The sequence below is a fragment of the Shewanella sp. 125m-1 genome (assembly GCF_052977065.1).
On sequence record NZ_JBRILT010000050.1, the window covers coordinates 15,510 to 34,209 of the forward strand.

17 protein-coding genes and 1 tRNA gene are annotated in these 18,700 nt (G+C 42.8%); 10 read left to right on the forward strand and 8 right to left on the reverse strand.

Features of this window, described 5'->3' with window-relative positions:
• Positions 1–358 precede the first annotated feature (358 nt).
• Positions 359–1,825, reverse strand: a complete 1,467-nt coding sequence (locus ACVBIK_RS17585; protein ID WP_447170197.1) for a capsule assembly Wzi family protein — start codon at positions 1,823–1,825, stop codon at positions 359–361.
• Between the two features lie 406 nt (positions 1,826–2,231).
• Here ACVBIK_RS17585 and cysQ point away from each other — a divergent pair, with 406 nt between their 5' ends.
• The 4 genes from cysQ to ACVBIK_RS17605 all read left to right on the forward strand — a co-directional run bounded on the left by cysQ (position 2,232) and on the right by ACVBIK_RS17605 (position 6,389).
• Positions 2,232–3,053, forward strand: a complete 822-nt coding sequence (cysQ, locus tag ACVBIK_RS17590; RefSeq protein WP_447170200.1) for a 3'(2'),5'-bisphosphate nucleotidase CysQ — start codon at positions 2,232–2,234, stop codon at positions 3,051–3,053.
• A gap of 310 nt (positions 3,054–3,363) precedes the next feature.
• A complete protein-coding gene (gene mak, locus ACVBIK_RS17595) occupies positions 3,364–4,254 on the forward strand; it encodes a fructokinase (protein WP_447164345.1) in 891 nt (296 codons plus the stop codon).
• 287 nt (positions 4,255–4,541) lie between these two features.
• Positions 4,542–5,321 (forward strand): YdcF family protein, encoded by a 780-nt coding sequence (locus ACVBIK_RS17600; RefSeq protein WP_447162580.1) that lies wholly within the window; start codon positions 4,542–4,544, stop codon positions 5,319–5,321.
• A 387-nt stretch (positions 5,322–5,708) separates the two neighbouring features.
• A complete protein-coding gene (locus tag ACVBIK_RS17605; RefSeq protein WP_447164346.1) occupies positions 5,709–6,389 on the forward strand; it encodes a DUF2982 domain-containing protein in 681 nt (226 codons plus the stop codon).
• A 204-nt stretch (positions 6,390–6,593) separates the two neighbouring features.
• On the opposite strand, the gene ACVBIK_RS17610 is transcribed toward ACVBIK_RS17605, so the two are convergent.
• The 4 genes from ACVBIK_RS17610 to galU form a co-directional block, all read right to left on the reverse strand.
• On the reverse strand, positions 6,594–7,019 hold the full coding sequence (locus ACVBIK_RS17610; protein ID WP_447162675.1) for a bactofilin family protein: 426 nt from the start codon (positions 7,017–7,019) through the stop codon (positions 6,594–6,596).
• Positions 7,020–7,566: 547 nt separating this feature from the next.
• A complete protein-coding gene (gene napF / locus ACVBIK_RS17615) occupies positions 7,567–8,046 on the reverse strand; it encodes a ferredoxin-type protein NapF (protein ID WP_447164347.1) in 480 nt (159 codons plus the stop codon).
• Positions 8,047–8,186: 140 nt separating this feature from the next.
• Positions 8,187–9,206, reverse strand: coding sequence for a UDP-glucose 4-epimerase GalE (gene galE, locus ACVBIK_RS17620; protein WP_447170198.1), 1,020 nt, complete (start codon positions 9,204–9,206; stop codon positions 8,187–8,189).
• 122 nt (positions 9,207–9,328) lie between these two features.
• Positions 9,329–10,234, reverse strand: coding sequence for a UTP--glucose-1-phosphate uridylyltransferase GalU (gene galU / locus ACVBIK_RS17625; protein ID WP_447162672.1), 906 nt, complete (start codon positions 10,232–10,234; stop codon positions 9,329–9,331).
• Between the two features lie 499 nt (positions 10,235–10,733).
• Between galU and phhA the strand changes: the two genes are divergently transcribed.
• The 5 genes from phhA (at position 10,734) to maiA (ending at position 15,818) form a co-directional block, all read left to right on the forward strand.
• Positions 10,734–11,525, forward strand: a complete 792-nt coding sequence (gene phhA / locus ACVBIK_RS17630) for a phenylalanine 4-monooxygenase (RefSeq protein ID WP_447162671.1) — start codon at positions 10,734–10,736, stop codon at positions 11,523–11,525.
• A gap of 101 nt (positions 11,526–11,626) precedes the next feature.
• Complete coding sequence (locus ACVBIK_RS17635; RefSeq protein WP_447162670.1) at positions 11,627–11,965, forward strand: 4a-hydroxytetrahydrobiopterin dehydratase; 339 nt, start codon at positions 11,627–11,629, stop codon at positions 11,963–11,965.
• Positions 11,966–12,263: 298 nt separating this feature from the next.
• On the forward strand, positions 12,264–13,811 hold the full coding sequence (tyrR, locus tag ACVBIK_RS17640) for a transcriptional regulator TyrR (protein WP_447162669.1): 1,548 nt from the start codon (positions 12,264–12,266) through the stop codon (positions 13,809–13,811).
• Positions 13,812–14,073: 262 nt separating this feature from the next.
• Positions 14,074–15,060: a fumarylacetoacetate hydrolase family protein gene (locus ACVBIK_RS17645; RefSeq protein ID WP_447164349.1), complete on the forward strand. Its 987-nt coding sequence runs from the start codon at positions 14,074–14,076 to the stop codon at positions 15,058–15,060.
• 107 nt (positions 15,061–15,167) lie between these two features.
• Positions 15,168–15,818: a maleylacetoacetate isomerase gene (gene maiA, locus ACVBIK_RS17650; protein WP_447162677.1), complete on the forward strand. Its 651-nt coding sequence runs from the start codon at positions 15,168–15,170 to the stop codon at positions 15,816–15,818.
• Here maiA and ACVBIK_RS17655 read toward each other — a convergent pair.
• Positions 15,815–16,696: a LysR family transcriptional regulator gene (locus ACVBIK_RS17655; RefSeq protein ID WP_447162667.1), complete on the reverse strand. Its 882-nt coding sequence runs from the start codon at positions 16,694–16,696 to the stop codon at positions 15,815–15,817. The two genes, maiA and ACVBIK_RS17655, sit on opposite strands and share 4 nt — an antisense overlap.
• 197 nt (positions 16,697–16,893) lie before the next feature.
• On the opposite strand from ACVBIK_RS17655, the gene ACVBIK_RS17660 reads away from it, so the two are divergent.
• Positions 16,894–18,123, forward strand: coding sequence for an MFS transporter (locus ACVBIK_RS17660; RefSeq protein ID WP_447170199.1), 1,230 nt, complete (start codon positions 16,894–16,896; stop codon positions 18,121–18,123).
• Positions 18,124–18,166: 43 nt separating this feature from the next.
• Here the strand turns inward: ACVBIK_RS17660 and ACVBIK_RS17665 are convergent, their stop codons facing one another.
• Positions 18,167–18,394 (reverse strand): hypothetical protein, encoded by a 228-nt coding sequence (locus ACVBIK_RS17665; protein WP_447162665.1) that lies wholly within the window; start codon positions 18,392–18,394, stop codon positions 18,167–18,169.
• A 122-nt stretch (positions 18,395–18,516) separates the two neighbouring features.
• Positions 18,517–18,592, reverse strand: a tRNA-Val gene (locus ACVBIK_RS17670).
• Between the last annotated feature and the right edge of the window lie 108 nt (positions 18,593–18,700).

Below are 18,700 nucleotides of genomic sequence, written 5' to 3' on the forward strand. Positions count from 1 at the left end.
GAAAAACAGGACAGTCGGTTAAAGTACAGACGGCTAAAAGTGGAATAGGCTGTGGCCTTAATGGTAAACGGAACGTTCGCAAGCTCACTCATTGCAAAGCTAAGAAGGTCCTAGGTTCTAGGAAAAGCAGCTCCTAGGTTCAAGCTAAGACGGTAACAGCTGAGACGGAAAAGTAACAGCATGAACGGGCTAGAAGGTTTAAGGGGGTTCTGTATCGCTTTTGATTTTCCTAGCAGGACGCAGTCCGTCCTCGGATCGAAGCGTCCTAGAACCTAGGGCCTTGTTTTTATTGGCTCTAGGCCGTCCTCGAAGTGAGCCCGTGAACGGCCTAGAGCCTAGAATAGAAGTTTTCTAAATACTAGAAAGTTCTTTCCCAGCCAGCGTAAATCGTTGTATCCCAGTCATGACCACCCGAAGTCACATATTGACTGTAACCAACCGTGCCACCGACTTTTAATGTTCCTTGATAGAAAGGTCTGTGATAACTGGTATCAAACTGATAAACGCGCTCGTACTCGCCTGGTGATACAGGGTTACCACCAATACCAATATTTGCATCTGTCCCGTCAGTATTGAGTCTTAACCAACGGAATTTATTGCTGATGTTTTGTCCGCCGCCCAGCTGTGTAATTCCGCCAACCACTAAGGTAGTGGCATCATTGTCATAGGTACTACCTAGACTGCGACCATAATAACGGTAACCATTTTTATAAAATCCATGCTCATATAAGCAGTTGTATGCATCAGGGTCAATACCACAAGCGACTTGTGTGTCGGAGTACTCAACAAAGACTCGGGTATTAAGGTCGGCGAAAAAGAAGTCAACACCGCCCAAGTTGGCCGAGTTGATCAGCTTATTCTTACCGTTGTGGTAGTCTTCGTGTATACGCTCGTAGTAGATACCGTATGGAATACCAAATGCCGTATCAGACCAGCGGAAATCGTAACCAGCCAACATGTTTTCTTGGCCGTTTTCAATTTCACCTTCAGTCATTCCGCCATTAAATAGGCCATCCCACCAGTCACCTAGACTGTTACCGTAACCTTCGCCACCCCACTGCATAGTCCATGAAAAACCGACTTCTAGCTTAGAAATAGGTCGTAATGTTCCGCGAGCGCCCCAATGCTTGGTGTCAGGCACGTAACGGTCACTTTCCATCTGGCTAAACGACGTCGTAAAGGTCCAAGGACCAATCCAGTTTAGCCACGGTGTGTCGAATGCTTGGCTGTTGTTACGGCTTAGCGTCATTCCTGGCATAGGTCTAGCGTTGGTAGTTTGAATAAGACCACTATCCCAACCTGGTCCCCAGTACTTTTGCTGGGCGCCAGCACTGACAATCCAATTACCTAACATGACAGCAGCAAAGCTATTATCTAAACGAGTACTGTTACCGTCGATAGGATCTAAATGATAACTTGCTGATAGACGGGCACTAAACCAATCTTTAGTGACTTCAGCTGATACTGCTGCTTCTGCTTTATCACGATAGTCTTGGCCAAAACCAATAAAGCGTGTGGTATCTGAGCCTCCAGCAAGTTCTATCTTGCTGCTCATGCCACGATGGTCATGGTCATAAGCACGACTGACTCTATCGAATGCATCGCGCTGTTGGCTAGATAGAGCTGCTTGATCGGCTTTATCCATATCTTGCTTCAAGCCTGCCCACATTAGCGGGTAGGTGGTAATTGGCTGCACAATGACACCGGTATCAGACAGCAATTGAATATCAGCTCTTAGGGGTAAGTCAGTCGGTTCAACCCACCAGGCCGCTTGCACTGAGCTGCAACCAAGCAGTAATAATCCAGATAATAATTTGAGTTTCATAGCGTTCCCTTTTATCAATGGGGCGCATTTTAGAGGAATTCACTGCAGGCAGAAAGGATTAACAAAGGTGAATCGATAAATAGACACAAAGTGTGACATATAAAGCAAAGATGGTTAAAGCCAGTTACGGTATACGGAACGTTCGCAGCCTCACTTACAGAACGCTTCGCTAACGTTTTAAAGCATAGAAGGTCCTAGGTTCTGGGAAAGGCTGGTTCTAGGTTAAAGCAAAGACGGTATAAGCTGAGACAGTAAAATCTAAAGCGGAAGGGCCGAGAGTTGCTGAGCTTGCGAACGTCCTAAAACCGATTACCATTCGCCTTAGTCTGTTTTAGACATAGAATGATTATTTGGTTATTAATTTCAATCGAAAAATACTGGCATAATACGTTTATTAAGCTGACAAATTATAGAGATACAGACATTGCCTAAAATATTTGAACCACAGTGGTTAGCGTCGATTCAGGATATCGCGATAGAAGCTGGCGATGCCATTATGGCTATTTATGCTAAAGATGATCTTGGGGTGATAACGAAAGCTGATGATAGTCCGGTAACTGCTGCCGATTTGGCGAGTCATCAGGTCATTGTACAAAGGTTAAAACAATTAACGCCCGATATTCCTGTTATGTCAGAAGAGTCGACTAATATCGACTGGCAAGAAAGACGACACTGGCAGTCTTATTGGCTGATTGACCCGCTAGATGGTACAAAAGAGTTTATAAAACGTAATGGTGAATTTACGGTTAATATTGCATTTATTCAAAACCATAGAGCCGTAGCTGGGGTGGTTTATGCTCCCGTGTTGGACAAATGTTTTTATGGCTCATTAGGATCCGGAGCCTGGTTGCAGCAGACAGGTAGCACAAGGCCGTTAACTAAAGTGAGTCAGTCGACATCGGTCATACCTAGAATTGTCGGCAGTCGCTCACATGTCAGCCCAGGATTACAAGCTTACCTGCAAGAGATTGGTGAGCATGAAATGACAAGTGTAGGCAGTTCACTCAAATTTTGTTTGTTAGCTGAAGGCGAAGCAGATATTTATCCCCGTTTAGGTTTAACGAGTGAGTGGGACACCGCAGCGGCTCAAGCTGTGTTAGAAAGTGCGGGTGGTAAAGTGATGCAATATGACACTGATGTCCCTCTAGATTACAATCAAAAAGAGGATATTTTGAATCCTTACTTTATTGCTTATGCCCCCCATTGGGATAAAAACAAACAGGCTTGATGAGTTGTGCCTTGGTGAACCTTATTTAAGTGAACAGTGCTTTGGCGAGAGGTGCCTAAGTGAATAGTGTCTAGTTGAGAGATGCTTAGGTGAACATGGCCTAGGCACTGCAGTATCTAGATGAGCGCTTACTAATAATATAAACATAAAAATTAGTGCGTTATTTAGACTTTATAGAGTAAGGGATACCAATAATATATTCATTGAATGTGGTTACAGGTAGGCTCAATAGCTGCCCTATTCGTTGAAGTGATAGACCAAAATCGATTGCTAACTATGGCATAAAGACAAACATTTTGAAGGGGAAAACATGTTGCGAATAGGCGTAGATCTTGGTGGTACAAAGATAGAGGTTGTAGCACTGAGTGAGCGGGGCGAGGAGCTTTTTCGTAAACGAGTACCAACACCTCGAGAATATAACGCAACGCTCGATGCAATCGAACGTTTAGTTTTTGAGGCTGAGCAATTGCTTGGCGAAAAAGGGAGTGTGGGGGTGGGGATCCCTGGTGTGGTATCACCCTTTTCAGGTTTAGTTAAAAATGCTAATTCCACATGGATTAACGGACATCCTCTAGATATTGATCTAGGTAAACGTTTAAGCAGAGAAGTCAGAGTGGCAAATGATGCCAACTGTTTTGCAGTTTCCGAAGCTATAGATGGCGCAGCTGCCGGTAAGAGTATGGTTTTTGGAGTGATAATTGGCACCGGGTGCGGCGCGGGCATTGCAATTAATGGCAAAGTGCATAGTGGTGGCAATGGGATCGGCGGCGAATGGGGCCATAATCCATTACCCTGGATGAGCGCTGAAGAATTTAATTCAACCAATTGTTTTTGCGGTAATCAAGACTGTATCGAGACGTTTATTTCAGGAACCGGCTTGGTGCGAGACTACCAGCTTTATGGTGGCTTGGCCGCAACGGGTAGTGATATTGCCCTACTTATGAGGGAGGGTGACGCGCTCGCTAGTGCGGCCTTCGAACGCTATATAGATAGACTCGCCCGCTCTCTAGCCCATGTCATCAATCTACTGGATCCTGATATCATAGTGCTAGGTGGTGGGGTATCTAACATTGATGCTATTTATCCATTACTGCCAGAATTGCTATCCAAATATGTACTCGGTGGTGAGTGTCGCACACCGGTGGTACAAAATGTCTATGGCAGTTCTTCAGGAGTGCGCGGCGCGGCTTGGTTGTGGTGATACTAGGTTGCTAAGGTTTAAGCTGATTGTCATTTTCTCTGTTTTTGTGTTGGTTATTCTGAGGTTCTAAGACTCGCAGTCTTATGTTATTGACTCGTCCGTAATATTGAGCTCTGTTTTTGGGCGATAGCTGGTTTTTAGACAGAGGGAGAGTCGCGATGCGATCAAGAGACGTATTTATAGATCGCGAGATACATAATGAATATCAATTAGTGCTGAATAAAATTAATGAAGAGAATAGCATGCTACACTTTTGAGACATTTCTCTTCACTAGGCAATCGTTACAATGTTTTGGTTAAAAAAGATTATCTCTCAGCTGTTTATGCCAATACCTATGGTGCTGTTGCTTATAGCACTGGCTTATTTAGTGATGCGTAACCGTCGGTCATCAAAAAACTTACTGATGATCGCAGCTATTTTGCTGATAGTGTTAAGTAGTAGCTGGGGAAGTAATTGGTTAATCGCGCCGCTAGAAGATCAATATCTGGTAAATAACCAACCTATTGGCAAAGGTTGCTTAGTGATGGTTTTAGGCAGTGGCCATGATGAAAACCCGAACTTAACCGCAGTACAGCAGCTTTCAAATACAGCCCTTGCGAGATTAACGGAGGGGGTGCGCCAGTTATCATTGGGGCGAGAGTGTAAACTGGTGGTCAGTGGCTGGAGTGGAGGACTATCTTCACGCTCACATGCCGAGATAATGTTTGATGCTGCAGTTGAATTAGGGGTTGCTCCTGAGTCCATTATTAAGTTTCCTTTAGCGCAAGATACCATCGAAGAAGCGCAATTTATGAAATGGGAAGTCGCGGAGGCACCGTTTCGTTTAGTGACTTCGGCAAGCCATATGCCAAGAGCTATGGCAATTTTTACCAATGCAAAGCTGAATGTTAGTGCTGCACCGACAGATTTTGCTCAAAGAGAGACTTACTGGTGGCGTTTTGATGCACAGAGCCTGTTAAATTCCCAGCGTGCGATTCATGAGTATATGGGATTACTGTGGTTCAAGCTTAAACATGCAAAAGAAGGGCGTAGGATCGAGGAAAAGCAGGTTCTAGGTACAAGCTGAGACGATTAGAGCGGAGACGGAATGGCCTGTAGCCTTGCGATTTACGGAACGTTCGCTGGCTCATTTACGGAAAAACACCTTAACCATTGTAGGTTGGCATTTATGCCGTCAAGTCTTTGAGAAGGTCCTAGGTGCTTGGAAAAGCAGGTCCTAGGGAAAGCAAAGACGGAAAAGTAGAATGGCCTGCGGCCTTACGATTTACTGAACGTTCGCTGGCTCATTTATGGAAAAGGACCTTAACCATAGTAGGTCGGCATTTATGCCGTCAAGTCTTTGAGAAGGTCCTAGAACTTAGAACCTAGAACCTTGTTTATAAACGGCCTCGCGCCTGATTTTATAACCTGCTAGGATCGAGTTAAGTATCCTAATGATAAGAGTATGTAGAAGTTGATAAATGAAGCTTTACTGATTAGACCCATCAATAAGCGAAATGGCCTAACACTCACGTTTTTCGGTTTATTAAGCGTTATGATCAGCTTAGGCCTTTTCTTATCTGGTAACCATCTGTTTGCACCGGGTATGGTGTTTTTTGCATTTGGCGCTATAGCCGCAGTTTTAGGAATATCTAAATTGGTTGAGCCCGAGGTGACGGTAGAGCTTACTGCGCAAGGAATAAAATATTTTCATCGGCGCGGTCAAGTTGTGATTACTTGGGATAATATTCAGCGCTTAGATCAACCTCGTGTCTTACAGGGACTTGATACGCTGACGCTACCCTATATCGGAATTAAACTAAAACGGGTGGGCCCCATTTTAGAATGTATCTCCTTGAGGTTAGCGGCGGGTTTGTTAACCGAGCAAAGGCCTCTACTGATGACGGCATCTGCTCAAGATGAAGACTTATCTACATTAGAAAATCAAATGGTAGAAGAGTTTACGCCTTTTGTTGAAGAGAATGATCGTTTTAAGGGCGTGTTGGCGATGTTTGGTCATCGTTGTCGTCTTTTAGATGCACATCTAGGTTATCACCTGTTTATCTCAACAGATACGGTAGATAGGCCTGCAAATGAGTTTTTGTTATTGCTTAGAGAGTATAAACAGAAAAGCTTAGAGCAGGATCTGCTCTAAGCTATGACATCAAGCTTTTTTGAGTGTGACAAAGGGCTGATGTGGTAAAAGCTAAGTGGTACAAAAGAGAAGCCGCACAAAGCTCAAATCTTTACAAGTCATAAATGAAACGGCTAATGCCTATGATAGCGTTAACTAAGCCTAGTTAACGCTATATCCTCGTTAACTCCCCCCTTGTTAACAGCAGCATAGTTCACGAATACATTAGTTAACGCTTAGCTCAGCATCTTCAATGTGTTCTTGCTTTGAAGATTTACTGATGCTTTGTTTAGTCTCTATATTCGATGGCAAAAAGGCGATATCGTCTTTTACGCGCATGCCGATAAACTGACCGCCTTCAAAAATCTCCATAGATTGACAGTTCACTTCACCATCAACCAGACCAGTGCTGCTGATATTGAGTTTGTCGCATGTGAGTTTACCTCGGAAAGTACCTGAGACTCTTAGTTCGGTGCAGTGAAGCTTACCATCGATTAACCCTCCGCTTTCGATAGTAATATTGTTGCTGGAGTTGACCTTACCAAAGAGCTCGCCTGCAATGAGGGCTTCCGCCGCAAACTCTGTTTCACCCGTAAAAGTGGTACCTTGAGCAATAAATGTTAACCCGCCGCTTCTTTTTTTTCTAAACATAATGACGCCACTGTCCGTTTTAGTTGCGTAGATGTTACCTTGAAATTTAAGTGAAAAAAACCACTTAAATTTGGCGCTTATATGTCATATTTTTGGCTTCCTACTTCAGCAATAAATGGCTTCACAGAGAGGCAACTATTTCATTGACCATTCGCTTTGAAGTAGTTCACCCAAATACTGAGCGTCGCTCACTCTCTGATACTGATTGGTAATACCAATTGGATTATGTATCTGTTCATTCAATGGGAATTCAAAGCGCTGAAGGCAAGCGGGGAAGAGGGCTATAGTGGAGCGAGTAACCCCTCAGTTAATGCAGATTAAGCAATCGGTCATTAAAGCCGGTGCCTTGTGCGCTGTTTGTATAGTGATTGGTATTTTGCGCGTTCTTGGTAAACGTAGCGCTTCGTAGTCACGGAGGCTTATTGAGTTAGTTATTTGACTTAGTTATTTGACTTAGTTATTTGACTTGGTTATTTGAATTAGTCGTTTTATTTAGCTTTATGACTTTGTTTAGGATTAGCTTTATTCATAAGCGTATGTGTTCGCGTTATAACTTTTTAACTATGATTGCTGTTGATGGGCAGGGGGCCACACAAGCACCGCATCCGTTACACGCATCTAGATCTATCTTTGGCACAGGTGCTTTTCCTATTGCTAAGGTAAAGCTAATCGCACGTGGGTCGCAGGCGTCTTTACAGCTTTGGCACCAGATCCCTTGATAGGCCATACAGCTATCTTGAATTACGGCCGTCATTTGCCAAGGTGTTGTGTCTGTAGCTTCAAAAATAGGCTCTAAGCAAGCATCAGCACATTTTTTACAAAACGTACACTCATCGATTTTAAAGTCGATTTCAGGAAAACCGCCATCACCTTTGATAATAATTTGAGTTTCACACGCGGAGATACACTTATCGCAGCGGGTACATTCATCGGTAAATTCGATTGACTGCTTGACCCAAGGAGGGCGAATCGCATTCATCTTTTTACGATTGAAAAGCCTTCTTCTGCTTTGATTAATCGTGCTCATCTTATTACTCATCTTATTACTCATTTTAGAAGGTACTTAGGGAGGGCATTTGCAAGCTCACTGCGAGAGCGCTGCGCTAGATACTAGAACCTAGAACCTAAGACCTAAGATCTAGGACCTAAGATCTAGGACCTAAGACCTTAGCCTTCGTTCTGATAACCATTGGGGTTACTTGACTGCCAATGCCAGCTGCTTTGTGCCATATCATCGATACTATGGGTCGCGTGCCAGTTAAGTTCTTTTTGCGCTTTTTCTGGATTTGCATAACATGCTGCAATATCTCCAGGTCTGCGCGCCACAAGTTGGTACTTAATGTGTGTGCCACTTGCTTTTTCGAAGGATTTAACCATTTCAAGTACGCTGTAACCTTGTCCTGTTCCTAAGTTATAGGTAACAAGTCCTGACTGAGTATGCAGTTTATCTAAGGCTCTTAAGTGACCAATGGCTAAATCTACGACGTGAATATAATCTCTTACACCCGTACCATCAACGGTATCATAATCACTGCCAAATACACTTAGTTGTTCACGTTTTCCAACAGCAACCTGGCTAATAAACGGCATCAGATTGTTGGGGATGTCATTAGGATCTTCACCAATTAACCCACTCTCATGTGCGCCAACAGGGTTAAAGTATCGTAATCGAGCGATATTCCAACTGTTATCTGAGTGGTAAAGATCTGCAAGTATATGTTCCACCATTAATTTGGACTGGCCATAGGGATTCGTTGCCCCTGTAGCAAAGTCTTCGGTTATCGGCAGGCTAGCAGGATCCCCATAAACGGTGGCTGAAGAGCTAAACACTAAGTTTTTAACATTAAACTCAGCCATTACTTCACATAATACTATGGTGCCGGTGACATTATTTTCGTAGTAGCGCAGTGGTTGAGCTACTGATTCCCCCACGGCTTTTAAACCTGCGAAATGAATAACTGATTTAATCGTATGGTCAGTAAACAGTTTTTGCAGGAAGGCTCTATTCAGCACATCACCTTGATAAAATGTGACCGATTTTCCTGTGATTTGCTCGACTCTTTTTAGTGCTGTAACACTTGAGTTACTAAGATTATCTAAGATAACGACATCATTCCCATTGTTGAGTAGCTCAACAACCGTATGTGTGCCGATATAACCAGCGCCGCCGGTAACTAGAATCGTCATTTTTATAATCCTTTAATTTAGGCTGTTCGCTTTAAGAAAGAAAAACAACGCTGACAGCGTTATTAAGATCTTAATTAAAGCGTTTTGCTAAAGTGTTTTAACGCTTTACTAAAGTGATTTAATTAAAGCGTTTTAACAATCGCTTTTAAATATTCTGCAAACTCAGGGCCTATTTCCTTATGGCGCAAAGCATGCTCTACATTAGCCTGCATATAACCTAATTTATTACCACAGTCGTGACTTTTACCTTGCATGTAATAGGCATTAACGGTTTGATTTTCCATGAGCATGGCAATCGCATCGGTAAGTTGGATCTCATCGCCTGCACCTGCTGGCGTCTTAGCTAGGTAAGACCATATTTCAGGAGGTAAAACATAACGGCCTACAACCGCTAGATTAGACGGTGCATCATCAACATTTGGCTTTTCTACTAGCTGAGTCAACGGAAGTGACTGTCCAGGTTGTAGCTCGGCACCATTGATATCGGCAATACCATATTGGTTAACCAGTTCGTGAGGCACGCCTTCAACCATGATCTGACCGACTTCAGTCTCATCATATATGGCAACCATATCAGCTAGGTTATCTTGGCTTAAGTTGCTACTCACTTCATCAATGATAACGTCGGGTAAAAGTACGGCAAATGGAGAGTCACCGATGATACTTTTAGCGCATAAAATTGCATGACCTAAGCCTTTAGCTTGGGACTGACGCACACTGATAATCGTAACGTCAGCAGGGCAGATTGCTTGCACTTCGGCAAGTAATTGACGTTTTACGCGACGTTCGAGTTGGGTTTCTAACTCAAAGCTAGTATCGAAGTGATTTTCAACCGAGTTTTTACTGGCGTGGGTAACTAGGACGATTTCTTTAATTCCAGCGGCTATGGCCTCGCTGACAACATATTGGATCAGTGGCTTGTCCATAACTGGCAGCATCTCTTTCGGGATAGCTTTGGTGGCTGGAAGCATACGTGTTCCAAGGCCTGCTACAGGGATGACTGCTTTACGAATTTTATGTTGTTTCATTCTAATCCTATCTGTTCCTAATTGGGAATCGGCACACAAACTTACATTCTATACTGAAATGAGTAACCCTTGGGTAAGAATTATTGAAAGCAGGGCGTAAAATTTAGTTACTCTGTTGTCTTGCTGGTTATTTTTCACTATTTCGGGCATTTAAACATGTGAATAGAGACAAAGCTTGCAGGTGTTGGCAGTGTTTCTAGCTTTAATTTTTAAGAATGATTTGTGGCTGTAACGCTGACTGTACGGCTAAGTGTGCTAATGATTCAGTAAGAGGGGGTTGGTTTGTTTTTGCTGTAACAAGTTCATTACACAAAGCGACCTCTTTTCGCCGATAAATAAACTGTGATCAGGTTAACAAAACATCAACTTTAGTTAAGTATGAAGTAACGACTTATTCACAGACTTATTTTCTGACTGATTGATGAGTTAGACAGAATGCTTAGGCGGAAGACTGAGACTGAATAATTGGGGCGATGACTTAGGATGACGAGTTAGGAATATGAGCAAACAATCAAATTACGTAGCACACATGCCTGACGCTAATGGCTTTATTGATTACCCGCAAACCGATCATGATATTTGGGCTGAGCTGTACGCAAGGCAGCGAGTTAACCTTCCAGGCCGGGCTTGCCAAGAATATCTAGATGGTCTAGAAAAGTTAGGCTTGCCGACAGATAGGATCCCACAACTACCTGAGATTGATAGTGTATTGCAACAAGCTACAGGTTGGAAAACTGCTGCGGTTCCTGCATTAATTTCTTTTGGTCAGTTTTTTGAACTGCTTGCCAACAAGTCATTCCCGGTGGCGACTTTTATCAGAAGCCGAGAGGAGTTTGACTATTTGCAAGAGCCTGATGTCTTTCATGAGGTATTTGGCCATTGTCCATTGTTAACCAATCCATCATTTGCTCATTTTTCGCATCTGTACGGTCAGCTAGGTTTGGCAGCAAGCAAAGAGGAACGTGTATTTTTAGCGCGACTGTATTGGTTTACTGTTGAGTTTGGTGTGTTGCGATCGAAAAATAATGAGCTGAGTATTTATGGCGGAGGCATTATAAGCTCGCCAGGCGAAACCATGTTTGTAATGGGCTGTGAGCCGGAGATCAGAGTATTTGATTTAGTGGATGTGCTGCGTACGCCCTACAGGATTGATATTATGCAGCCTATTTATTATGCGATTGAAAGTATCTCTGATCTGGATGCCATAACTGAAATGGACATTATGGCAGCGGTAAAAAAAGCACAACAGTTGGGCTTATTTAAACCGACATACCCAGTAAAAGTGAGCTGAATTTACAGCGTGTCGTTAACTGTGTACGACACTCATGTTAGCAACAACTATTGAATTTAAAAGAATAATTGAATTTAGAAGAATCATTGAAGGAAAAAAAGATGACTGAATTAGCTCAAATGAAATGTGAAGCTTGCCAAGCTGATGCACCTAAGGTCTCCGATGAAGAGTTAGCGCAATTAATTAAGATGATCCCTGATTGGGGCGTTGAAGTGCGTGACAGCGTTATGCAGTTAGAACGCGTCTATAAATTTAAAAATTTTAAATTAGCGATGGAATTTACTAATAAACTGGCTGATCTCGCTGAAGCTGATTTTCATCACCCTGGAATATTAACTGAGTGGGGTAAAGTGACAGTCACTTGGTGGTCTCATTCAATAAAAGGCCTTCATAAAAATGACTTTATTATGGCTGCAAAAACAGACGTTCTTTACCAGTAAGCGATAGGTTTATGCTTTTACAGATATTATTGACAGCATTGTCTTATGTTTTACTGACTCGTTAATAGACGAACTCACTGCTTTGCGCCAGCGTGTTGGCTTGACTGACACGCTTTTATTTTCTTTGTGTTACAAATCCGCTGTAAACAAGCCTTGCCACAAGCCAAATAAACTTCTAACGTATAGAGCGATTACCGATGTTGAGTTTTGCTTTTAAGTTTAGTTCTAACTAGGCAAACTTTATTTGTCGATTGTTTTATCCCAATAACGAGTATATAAAAAAGGGAATTGCAATAGTATGCGCTTGGAAGTTAGCTGTTTAGATCGTGTAGGTCTGGCCAAAGATATCTTATTGATTATGGAAGACTACGGGATCAATTTGTTTGCCATAGACGCAAGCAATCAAGGGTTTCTTTATTTGCAATTCGCTGAGGTAAGCTTTGATACCTTGAGTGAGTTGCTTCCGCTTATTCGAAAAGTCGAAGGCGTACATGATGTTAGAACGGTATCTTTTATGCCGTCAGAACAAGAACACTATGCGTTAAAGACCCTCCTAAAGACATTACCCGATTCCGTTTTTTCACTCGATGTAAAAGGACGGATCCGTATTGTTAACGAGTCCGCTTTACATACGGTCGGCATGGCCGAACATGAGGTTATTGATGAGTCAATAAATCATTGGGTGCATGGATTTAATTTTAGCCGCTGGTTGAGTGAGTCGACAGTATTAGCTCAGGCCACTCGCGTTAATATTGGCGAAAATGAGTATTTGGCCGAAATGCTACCCATTTATCTGCCAGATAGCGGTAGCGATACGCCGATCCTTGCTGGTGCAGTGGTCTCACTAAAATCTCCTGCACGACTGGGTAAACAGTTTAATGCACTGCAAAATCAATCTAGTGGTTTTGAAAACGTACTTGCCACCAGTGATAAAATGAAAGAAGTACTGGTACAGGCTCGCCGTATGGCGCAACTTGATGCGCCCTTATTGATTACGGGTGAAACGGGGACCGGCAAAGAGTTAATGTCTCGTGCTTGCCATGATGCGAGTATGCGTCGTGAACAACCTTTTATCGCCATTAATTGCGCCGCTATGCCAGACAGTGCTGCTGAAGAAGAGTTATTTGGCTTCGTTAGTAATGGTAATGTAATAAAGCGTGGCTTTATCGAGGAAGCGAAAGGCGGTACGATTTTTCTTGATGAAATTGCCGAAATGTCGAAGTCTGCTCAAGTAAAATTATTGCGATTCCTACAAGATGGTACCTTTAGACGCGTCGGTGGTGATGAAGAGATCCGCAGTGACGTAAGAATAATTTGTTCGACGCAAAAGAATTTGGCCGAGTTATGTCAAAACGGTGAATTTAGAGAAGATCTCTACTACCGTATTCACGTGTTGAGCTTTCATGTTCCTTCCTTACGCGAGCGTAAGGTCGACATCATTCCATTAACTGAAATGTTTTTAGAGCATTACAGTCAACAGTTATCTATTCCTATCCGTCGTATATCGGGTGAATGCCGTGAACATCTGTTAGGTTATGCATGGCCGGGGAACATACGCCAGCTTAAAAACGCTATATTTAGGGCAGTCTCAATGTGGGATGGTAACGCAGAGCTTTCCGTCGAGCAGCTAAAACTCCCTTCTTATGCAGAGGGATTTGGTTATTTCGACCATGAATTCGAGGGCTGTTTAGAGCAAGCAATGAAGCAGTTTGAAGCAAGCTTATTGCGTAGGCTTTATCCAGCTTATCCAAGTACGCGTCAGTTGGCTAAAAAACTGGGCGTTTCACACACGGCCATTGCTAATAAACTTCGCGAATATAAGATCGGTAAACAAAAAACAGTGTAAAAATAGCTTGCCGCGAGTAGCTGCTTAGGTAAGCCACTTTAGACTCAATATTATGCTTACAGCCTATTTTTTAGAGGTTGTAAGCATAAGTTTACAATATTGCCGCTCTACTCAGTAAATGTGATTTGTCTCACGCTATTCCACTCTTCCCTTACTTAATGTATTTCTATGGCTAAAGGTCGAATCAGCCCAAATAGAGCACTGTCATTGTCATCGAAAACTAATAAGATGAGAGTTAGGCATAAACAATTAGGAGTTAAGCATGAAGTTAGCAAGTTATAACAATGGTCGCCGTGACGGTCAATTGATGTTAGTCAGCAAAGATCTGACTAAAGCGGTTGCTGTGCCTGCTATTGCCCATACTATGCAGCAATTAATGGATGCTTGGGGCCTGCTTTATCCACAGTTGGTAGAGCTTTATGACGCGTTAAACAATGGCTTGATGGATAACGCAGTAGATTTCGATGAAGCGAAATGTTTATCGCCGTTACCAAGAGCCTACCAATGGGCCGATGGTAGTGCATACGTAAATCATGTTGAATTAGTCCGTAAAGCCCGCGGTGCTGAAATGCCTGAAACATTCTGGACCGACCCTCTCGTCTATCAAGGGGGCTCAGATTGCTTTATTGCGCCAAAGGCTGATATTGCGTTAGGGAGCGAAGAGTGGGGTATCGATTTTGAGTCCGAAATCGCAGTGATCACAGACGACGTGCCTATGGGCGTCAGTATAGAAAATGCCACTCAACATATTAAGTTACTCATGTTGGTCAACGATGTATCGTTACGAAACCTTATCCCTGGTGAACTTGCCAAAGGTTTCGGATTTTTCCAAGCTAAGCCTTCGAGCAGCTTCTCTCCTGTAGCTGTAACGCCTGACGAGCTAAATGATAAGTGGCAAGACGCTAAAGTTCATCTTCCGTTAATCACTCACCTTAACAATGAGTTATTTGGGCGCCCTAATGCTGGGGTTGATATGACATTCAACTTTAGCCAGTTGGTGTCCCATGTTGCTAAAACGCGTCCATTGGGAGCGGGGGCTATTATTGGTTCAGGTACCATTTCTAACTACGATCGCAGCGCCGGTTCAAGCTGCTTAGCTGAAACACGGATGCTTGAAACTATTGCAGAGGGTAAGCCGTCAACCCCATTTATGGGTTTTGGTGACCGCGTACGTATCGAGATGCTTGATGACGACAATAACAGTATCTTTGGATCGATTGATCAGCAAGTGGTCGAATATAAAGCCTAGTGTGTTTAAGGTGGGTATATTGATTAAAGGCTAATTCTCTGGAGTTAGCCTTTTTGCTAAATACCAGGTCTCATTTTCAAAAGGATTTTTACATGGGTAATACAATGATGACGCTTTATGGTTATTGGCGCTCTAGCGCAGCATATCGTGTACGTATCGCTTTGAACCTAAAGTTACTTAAAGCCGAGCAACATTCAGTGCATTTAGTTAAAGATGGCGGAGAGCAACATCAACAGTTCTATGCATCTATTAATGCGCAGGAGCTAGTGCCAAGCTTAGTGATCAAAGGCGAGGAGGGGGAGCAAGTCTTAACTCAGTCATTGGCGATTATTGAGTATTTGGACGAGGTGTACCCTCAGAAAGCGCTCTTGCCAACAAAGCCATTTGATAAGGCAATCGTGCGTGCGATGGCATTGAGTGTTGCTTGCGAAATTCATCCGCTTAATAACCTCAAAGTGTTGCAATATCTTACAGGTGAGCTAGGTATGAGCGATGAGCAAAAAGCTGCATGGTATCAGCACTGGATAGCACAGGGCTTTGGTGCAATAGAGAAACAGCTCCAAAAACACAGTGGGCTTTGTTGCTTTGGAGATAGCCCAACCTTAGCAGACATATGCTTGGTGCCTCAGGTGTACAATGCAAAGCGTTTTAAGGTCGATATGAGTCTGTATCCCAATATTGAGCGTGTTAATGCTCACTGTTTAACGCTACAGGCTTTTATTGATGCAACACCAGAGAATCAAGTTGACGCGCTCTAGCGATGTTTCAAAAGAAACTCAACAAATGCTCTGTCAGCTTGGCTGATAGGGCGTTGTTTTTTCCAGGCAATATGCAGATCAAGGAAAACGGGTGGATCAAAGGGTTTTGCGCAAATTTTATCGTGTTTTTCTATGACCATCTCTAATACGCTGGTAATACCATATTCTTGTGCAACAACTTGTTTAATCAAGTTAATGAGATTAGTTTCAAAGGCAATATTTGCTGTAACACCTAGTCGTTCTGCTTGTTTTAGCATCCATTCTCGATGAAAGTAACCCTGCTTAAAGAGTACTAGCTCATGTTTAAAAAACGCTTTTAAAGGGATGGATTTAGCATTTGCTAATGGGTGTTGCTGACCTACAGCGACGACCATCTGTTCTCGCAATAATAAGTGGCTGTCAAATTCGTCGGTAAGGTCATTGGCTGTAATAATTGCAATATCGACATCTTCCTTTTGTAGCATTCTCAGAGTATCACGAGTGCCACCTTCAAATAGTGATAGCTTGAGCTCTGAGTATTGATGGCGAAATGCCATTAAACGCCTTGGCAAATAAAATGAACCTAGCATACCGGGTACTGCTAATCTGACTTCACCTTTAGTGAGGTTGGCCATGGACTTTATATGTGCCTCTGCTTGCGCCATGTTCTTGATGATTAACTTAGCATGTTGATGCAAGGCGTCACCTTCTGCTGTTAACGACAGCGATCTACTACTCTTATTTATTCCTCTATCAATTAGCGTCACTCCCAGCTCTTGTTCAAGTCGTTTGATACTTTGGCTTAAGGCTGGTTGCGCCATATTGAGTTGTTCGGCAGCTTTAGTAAAACTGCCGGCATTAATTAATGCATCTAGGTATTTTAATTGTCTAATATCCATAGTTTTTATTCGGTTTTTATTCAGTTTTGCATTGTAAAAGTAAGCTCCATATAAAGCTTACTTCAATTTATCATCTACTTGATAAGGTAGAATTTGATATAACATAAATCAATAACTATCGCACTTTTAAGTTGTTATTCTTATGGGGTGGCCGCTGATATGCTACAGCCTAATTAATTGCTTTGAGTTAGTCGTCAATGAGCACAAGGGTAGAAGATGGACACGTGGCTGATGAGAACCGCTTAATTGCAGGCTTATCAGTTGCTTCAATGGTGATTTTTATCAACTTATATTTGGTACAAGGAATGCTACCGCTTATTGCGGACTCATTTTCGGTATCAAAAGGCCATGCTACGTTATTGTTATCAGTCACCAGTTTTACTATGGCATTCTCTCTTTTGCTTTTTGCGGTACTGTCTGATCGCATTGGCCGCAAAAAGCCCATTTTAGTGAGTCTTTACCTATTGGTTTTGTTAGACCTTAGCGCCTATTTTATTGATAGCTTTAACCAACTCGTTTTGTTAAGAATGTTTCAGGGCGCCTTATTAGCCTCAGTACCCGCCATGGCAATGGCCTATTTTAAAGATGAGTTAGGCAGTAATGCTTTGCTAAAGGCCGGTGCCATCTATATAGCCGCTAATAGTGTCGGCGGTATCGTGGGGCGTTTGCTCGGAGGAGGTATGGCTCAATACCTCGATTGGCAGCAAGCGATGGCTTTATTAACCGCAGTTTCTCTAATAGGGACACTTGCTGTGACCTATCTGTTACCTGGAAGTCATTTTGTTAAGCCTGAGTTAGAGTTAGGGAAGTGGCCAATAAAAAGCTCTGATTTTAAAGGGTTTTGTCATCACTTAGCGGATAGGAAATTACGCTTGGTTTACCTTATTGGTGGACTTGCTTTTATGGTTATGGTTAATCAGTTTAGTTATATCCAACTCCATCTGATGGACAGTTCTTTTAGCTTAGGGCGTTTTGAAGTTACGTTGATTTTTCTTTGTTATCTCAGTGGCACTTATGCATCATATCGCTCAGCGAACTGGATTGGGCAGCTTGGACTTAAGCGGGTATTAATTATCTCTGTGTTGGCGTTGTTTCTCGGTACTTTGCTGACCTTACTCGATAGTTTAACGGCTATATATATTGGTTTTTTGATCTCAGCATTTGGTTTTTTCCTTATTCACAGTAGTTGTAATGCCTGGGTGGCTTATAGAGCAAAGCTGCATAGGGCTAAAGCAACGGCATTGTACCTTTGTTGCTACTATTTAGGCGCTGCTATAGGTGGGCCTTATTTATTGCCATTTTGGCAGCATTGGGGCTGGAGAGGGGTTGTAGTGGGGTCTGTCATTGGGCTTGGTATATTAGCTATTGTGGTGCTAAAACTTATCCAACCTACGTCAGCATCAGACTCTTTGGCGATGGGCGCATGAAGTGGTGAGAATTGCTAATAGTAGTAACCCTCTGCAGAAGAAGCTATTTGTTGGGTGCTATCTGATGCATAACATAATCACTAGGAAGAAGTTCGAGCTGTCCATTTTCATCGAAATACCAACCTGTGATAAAGCCTTTTTGGCGCATTTTGACTAGATTTTGCATAACGGATTTAGCTTCAACTAAAGCAGTGTCTTGATCGTATTGGTAAGTGAGCTTTAAATAAGCGGCAATGCTGGCGAGCGAAGCGGATTGACTGACGTCTGCCATAAGATTTGTCCTGCGATACATTATCCTAAAAGGATAGTAGAGAACGTTCTTTAGTGACAAAGATAGTTAGCAATTTATTGAGAGATGATTTGGTACTGCGAAGAGATTCTTTACAGAAAGAATGGTGGTCGATACTGGGCTCGAACCAGTGACCCCCTCCTTGTAAGGGAGGTGCTCTCCCAGCTGAGCTAATCGACCTGGGATTTCATAATGTTTTAATTCTTTACGAAAAGAATGGTGGTCGATACTGGGCTCGAACCAGTGACCCCCTCCTTGTAAGGGAGGTGCTCTCCCAGCTGAGCTAAT